We start from the raw sequence: 5,913 nt of genomic DNA, 5'->3' as shown, positions 1-5,913 counted from the left end.
CCCGCGGGCTACCCCCACACCACCACCCCCCGGGGGGGCCGCGCCCACCCCCCCCCCCCCCCCGGCACACTCCTGGCGCTACTGCGCGCCGAGGCCCCCGTTGTGCGGCATGGGCCTGAGATCGAACTCCCCGTCCCGCGCACCCAGCACGAACGCCCGCCACTCCGCCTCGGTGTAGCGCAGCACGGTGTCCTGGTCGAGCGAGGACCGTATGGCGACCGCCCCGCCGGGCAGGTACGCGATCTCGACCCGCTCCTCGTGCTCCTCCGTACCCGGGGCGCAGTGCCACTCGACGCCCGAGATGTCGAGCGCGTACAGCTCGTCCCGCTCCCGCTCCTTGCGCGCCTTGATCTCCGCTTCCGACTCCGCCATCGCGCAGCGACCCCTTCCCGACATCACGTACGGTCCCGGCGCTCACCCTAGTGGCCGCCGGCCGCGCTCCAGGGGGCTTCGCCGACGGGGGGAAACCGGCCCCCCACCGCCTGGTACCCTGAGTGACGGCCGTTTGTGTACGCGCCCCCGGAGCCCATGGCTCTGGAGGCCGCGCCCAGCGGATCCCGCCTTCCGAGTCACGGAAGCTCCCCCGAGAAGCAGACCGGGGGCGCTCGGTGGGCACTCACAGACTATGAGGAGTACGCGTGTCGCTCGACGCCGCTACGAAGAAGCAGATCATCGGCGAGTTCGGTACCAAGGAGGGTGACACCGGCTCCCCCGAGGTCCAGGTCGCTCTGCTCTCCCGTCGGATCTCCGACCTGACGGAGCACCTCAAGACCCACAAGCACGACCACCACTCCCGCCGTGGCCTGCTGATCCTGGTCGGTCAGCGCCGTCGCCTGCTGCAGTACCTGGCGAAGAAGGACATCCAGCGCTTCCGTGCGCTGGTCGACCGCCTCGGCATCCGTCGCGGTGCGGCGGGCGCGAAGTAGAACGCCGTGAAGGGAGCGGTTCCCGGACTGACTCGGGGGCCGCTCCCTTTGCCGTACGTGCGGAACGTGCGGAGTGTCACTCACGCTTTGTAGTGTGGTAGCACAACGCAGTACGCACGAAACAGAACGAGGAGAAGTGCACCTCGCCGCCGCCGGTCCTCGGTAGTGGCCCCCGGGGGGAAGCGAGCCCCGGGTGCTTCGATCGAAGACCGGCCCGCACCAGACGGCGCGCTTCTCCACCACCGTCCCCCTGCCACACGGGCAGCCCCGGGACGAAGACGAGGAGAAAACGCTAGTGGAGAACGAGACCCACTACGCCGAGGCCGTCATCGACAACGGCGCATTCGGCACCCGCACGATCCGCTTCGAGACGGGCCGCCTGGCCAAGCAGGCCGCCGGCTCCGCCGTGGCGTACCTGGACGACGACACCATGGTGCTGTCGGCCACCACCGCCTCCAAGAACCCCAAGGACCAGCTCGACTTCTTCCCCCTGACGGTGGACGTCGAGGAGCGGATGTACGCCGCCGGCAAGATCCCCGGCAGCTTCTTCCGCCGTGAGGGCCGTCCCTCCGAGGACGCGATCCTCACCTGCCGCCTGATCGACCGCCCGCTGCGCCCGTCCTTCCGGAAGGGCCTGCGCAACGAGATCCAGGTCGTCTGCACCATCATGGCGCTCAACCCCGACCACCTGTACGACGTCGTCGCGATCAACGCCGCGTCCGCGTCCACGCAGCTGGCCGGCCTGCCCTTCTCCGGCCCGATCGGCGGCGTCCGCGTCGCGCTGATCCGCGGTCAGTGGGTCGCCTTCCCGACGCACACCGAGCTCGAGGACGCCGTCTTCGACATGGTCGTCGCGGGCCGCGTCCTGGAGGACGGCGACGTCGCGATCATGATGGTCGAGGCCGAGGCCACCGACAGGACCATCAAGCTGGTCGAGGGCGGCGCCGAGGCGCCGACCGAGGAGGTCGTCGCCGCCGGTCTGGACGCCGCCAAGCCCTTCATCAAGGTCCTGTGCCGCGCCCAGGCCGACCTCGCCGCCAAGGCCGCCAAGCCGACCGGCGAGTTCCCGATCTTCCTGGACTACCAGGACGACGTCCTCGAGGCCCTGACCGCCGCGGTCAAGCCCGAGCTGGCCCAGGCGCTCACCATCGCCGGCAAGCAGGAGCGCGAGGCCGAGCTGGACCGCGTCAAGGGTCTGGCCGCCGAGAAGCTCCTGCCGGAGTTCGAGGGCCGCGAGAAGGAGATCTCCGCCGCGTACCGCTCCCTGACCAAGACCCTGGTCCGCGAGCGCGTCATCAAGGAGAAGAAGCGCATCGACGGCCGCGGTGTCACCGACATCCGCACCCTGGCCGCCGAGGTCGAGGCCATCCCGCGGGTGCACGGCTCCGCGCTGTTCGAGCGTGGCGAGACCCAGATCCTGGGCGTCACCACCCTCAACATGCTCCGTATGGAGCAGCAGCTGGACACCCTCTCCCCGGTGACCCGCAAGCGCTACATGCACAACTACAACTTCCCGCCGTACTCCACCGGTGAGACCGGCCGCGTCGGCTCCCCGAAGCGCCGCGAGATCGGCCACGGCGCCCTCGCCGAGCGCGCGCTCGTGCCGGTGCTGCCCACGCGCGAGGAGTTCCCCTACGCGATCCGCCAGGTGTCCGAGGCCCTCGGCTCCAACGGTTCGACGTCCATGGGCTCGGTCTGCGCCTCCACCATGTCGCTGCTGAACGCCGGTGTGCCGCTGAAGGCCCCCGTCGCCGGTATCGCCATGGGCCTGATCTCCCAGGAGATCGAGGGCGAGACGCACTACGTCAGCCTCACCGACATCCTCGGTGCCGAGGACGCCTTCGGCGACATGGACTTCAAGGTCGCCGGCACGAAGGACTTCGTGACCGCCCTCCAGCTCGACACCAAGCTGGACGGCATCCCGGCCTCCGTCCTGGCCGCGGCCCTCAAGCAGGCCCGCGACGCCCGCATGCACATCCTCGACGTCATGATGGAGGCCATCGACCGGCCCGACGAGATGAGCCCGCACGCCCCGCGGATCATCACCGTCAAGATCCCGGTGGACAAGATCGGTGAGGTCATCGGCCCCAAGGGCAAGATGATCAACCAGATCCAGGAGGACACGGGCGCCGAGATCACCATCGAGGACGACGGCACGATCTACATCGGTGCCGCCGACGGCCCCTCCGCCGAGGCCGCCCGCGCCACGATCAACGGCATCGCCAACCCGACGATGCCCGAGGTCGGCGAGCGCTACCTCGGTACGGTCGTCAAGACGACCACCTTCGGTGCGTTCGTCTCCCTGCTGCCCGGCAAGGACGGTCTGCTGCACATCTCGCAGATCCGCAAGCTCGCCGGCGGCAAGCGCGTGGAGAACGTCGAGGACGTCCTCGGCGTGGGCCAGAAGGTCCAGGTCGAGATCGCCGAGATCGACTCCCGCGGCAAGCTCTCCCTCGTTCCGGTGATCGAGGGCGAGGAAGGCAACGACGAGGCGAAGGACGACGCCGAGCAGTGACGTCCCGTAGTTCCAAGGTGACGGCCCGCCCCTCCTCGGAGGCGCGGGCCGTCGCCCGTACCCAAACGCTCATCAAGGGCACAGGCGGCATCGGCACCGTCCGCAGGACCACCCTCCCCGGTGGCCTGCGCATCGTCACCGAGACCCTGCCCTCCGTCCGCTCCGCGACCTTCGGTATCTGGGCGCACGTCGGCTCCCGCGACGAGACCCCGGCCCTGAACGGCGCCACGCACTACCTGGAGCACCTGCTCTTCAAGGGCACCGCCCGGCGCAGCGCGCTGGACATCTCCGCCGCCATCGACGCGGTCGGCGGCGAGATGAACGCGTTCACGGCGAAGGAGTACACGTGCTACTACGCGCGCGTGCTCGACACCGACCTGCCGCTCGCCATCGACGTCGTCTGCGACATGCTGACCGGCTCGCTGATCGTCGAGGAGGACGTCGACGTCGAGCGCGGCGCGATCCTCGAAGAGATCGCGATGACCGAGGACGACCCGGGCGACTGTGTGCACGACCTGTTCGCGCACACCATGTTCGGGAACAACGCCCTCGGCCGCCCCGTCCTCGGCACGGTCGACACGGTCAACGCCCTCACCGCCGACCGCATCCGCCGCTTCTACCGGAAGCACTACGACCCGACCCACCTCGTGGTCGCCTGCGCCGGCAACATCGACCACAACAAGGTCGTACGACAGGTCCGCGCGGCCTTCGAGAAGGCGGGCGCCCTCAAGGACGCGGAAGCGCGGCCCATCGCCCCGCGCGACGGCAGCCGTACGATCCGCACCTCCGGCAAGGTCGAACTGCTCGGGCGCAAGACCGAGCAGGCACACGTCGTCCTCGGCATGCCGGGCCTCGGCCGCACCGACGACCGCCGCTGGGCCATGGGCGTGCTCAACACGGCCCTCGGCGGCGGCATGTCCTCCCGGCTCTTCCAGGAGGTCCGGGAGAAGCGCGGCCTCGCCTACAGCGTGTACTCGTACACCTCGGGCTTCGCCGACTGCGGCCTGTTCGGCGTCTACGCCGGCTGCCGCCCGAGCCAGGTGCACGACGTGCTGAGGATCTGCCGCGACGAGCTCGACCACGTCGCCGCCAACGGTCTCTCCGACGACGAGATAGGCCGCGCCATCGGCCAGCTCCAGGGCTCCACCGTCCTGGGTCTGGAGGACACCGGCGCGCTGATGAACCGTATCGGCAAGAGTGAGCTCTGCTGGGGCGAGCAGATGTCCGTCGACGACATGCTGGCCCGGATAGCCGCGGTGACCCCGGACGAGGTCCGGTCGGTCGCCCGCGACATCCTGGGACAGCGCCCGTCGCTGTCGGTCATCGGCCCGCTCAAGGACAGACAGGCCGCGCGGCTGCACGATGCCGTGGCCTGACTCCCTCCGTCGGATTCCGTAAGTCGGTAAGGAAGCAAAAGATGAGCAAGCTGCGCGTGGCGGTCCTCGGAGCCAGGGGCCGGATCGGGTCCGAGGCGGTCAAGGCCGTCGAGGCCGCCGAGGACATGGAACTGGTCGCCGCCCTCGGCCGGGGCGACAAGCTGGAGACGCTGGCGGAGACCGGCGCCCAGGTCGCCGTCGAACTGACCACCCCCGCCTCGGTCATGGGCAACCTCGACTTCTGCGTGCGCCACGGCATCCACGCGGTCGTCGGCACGACCGGCTGGACCGACGAGCGCCTCGCGCAGCTGAAGGGCTGGCTCGCCCAGTCCCCGCGGACCGGCGTGCTCATCGCCCCGAACTTCTCCATCGGGGCCGTGCTGACCATGAAGTTCGCGCAGCTCGCCGCGCCCTACTTCGAGTCCGTCGAGGTCGTCGAGCTGCACCACCCCAACAAGGTGGACGCCCCGAGCGGTACGGCCACGCGCACGGCGCAGCTCATCGCACAGGCCCGCCGGGCGGCCGGCAGCGCTCCGGCGCCCGACGCCACGGTCACCGTCCTGGACGGTGCCCGCGGCGCCGACGTCGACGGCGTCCCGGTCCACGCCGTCCGCCTGCGCGGCCTCCTGGCCCACCAGGAGGTGCTGCTCGGCGGCGAGGGCGAGACCCTCACCATCCGCCACGACTCCCTGCACCACAGCAGCTTCATGCCGGGCATCCTGCTCGGCGCCCGCCGCGTGGTGACCACTCCCGGGCTGACCTTCGGCCTGGAGCACTTCCTCGATGTGAGCTGAGACAGTCCCCTGATGCGCGCGAAGATCACCTACCTCGTCACGGCCGCCGTCCTGGTCTTCTACTTCGTCCTGGTCGGCAGCCGCGGCGTGATGCTCATCCAGTCCGGCACGGCAGTCACCGTCACCTTCGGGATCGCGGTGCTGATCCTGCCGGTCATCGGGCTGTGGTTCCTGTGGAAGAACACCCAGTTCGTCCGCCGGGCCAACCAGCTCGCCGCCGAGCTCGACGCCGAGGGCGGACTGCCCGTGGACGAGCTGAAGCGCACCCCCGGCGGCCGGATCGACCGCCCTGGTGGCCCCGC

At 70.1% G+C, this 5,913-nt stretch carries 5 protein-coding genes and 1 pseudogene; 5 read left to right on the top strand and 1 reads right to left on the bottom strand.

Annotated elements, in window-relative coordinates; translation table 11 throughout:
- Positions 1–78: 78 nt before the first annotated feature.
- Positions 79–372 carry a DUF397 domain-containing protein gene (locus tag ACWEN3_RS14275; RefSeq protein WP_452969898.1) on the bottom strand — a complete coding sequence of 98 codons (294 nt, stop codon included), beginning with the start codon at positions 370–372 and terminating at the stop codon, positions 79–81.
- Between the two features lie 266 nt (positions 373–638).
- Here ACWEN3_RS14275 and rpsO point away from each other — a divergent pair, with 266 nt between their 5' ends.
- From rpsO to ACWEN3_RS14250, 5 genes and pseudogenes are all read left to right on the top strand, one after another.
- Positions 639–926 carry a 30S ribosomal protein S15 gene (gene rpsO, locus ACWEN3_RS14270; RefSeq protein ID WP_030177470.1) on the top strand — a complete coding sequence of 96 codons (288 nt, stop codon included), beginning with the start codon at positions 639–641 and terminating at the stop codon, positions 924–926.
- A gap of 295 nt (positions 927–1,221) precedes the next feature.
- Positions 1,222–3,441, top strand: coding sequence for a polyribonucleotide nucleotidyltransferase (locus tag ACWEN3_RS14265; RefSeq protein WP_452969895.1), 2,220 nt, complete (start codon positions 1,222–1,224; stop codon positions 3,439–3,441).
- Positions 3,438–4,817 carry a M16 family metallopeptidase gene (locus ACWEN3_RS14260; RefSeq protein WP_452969892.1) on the top strand — a complete coding sequence of 460 codons (1,380 nt, stop codon included), beginning with the start codon at positions 3,438–3,440 and terminating at the stop codon, positions 4,815–4,817. Before ACWEN3_RS14265 ends, ACWEN3_RS14260 begins: the two co-directional genes overlap by 4 nt.
- A 41-nt stretch (positions 4,818–4,858) precedes the next feature.
- Positions 4,859–5,611, top strand: a complete 753-nt coding sequence (dapB, locus tag ACWEN3_RS14255) for a 4-hydroxy-tetrahydrodipicolinate reductase (protein WP_452969890.1) — start codon at positions 4,859–4,861, stop codon at positions 5,609–5,611.
- Positions 5,612–5,623: 12 nt separating this feature from the next.
- Positions 5,624–5,913, top strand: a pseudogene (locus ACWEN3_RS14250) (hypothetical protein); the annotation flags it as partial.

The organism is Streptomyces sp. NPDC004561 (genome assembly GCF_053602155.1).
Note: the sequence above shows the minus strand (reverse complement) of the source record. Positions and strands in the feature narration are given on the sequence as shown.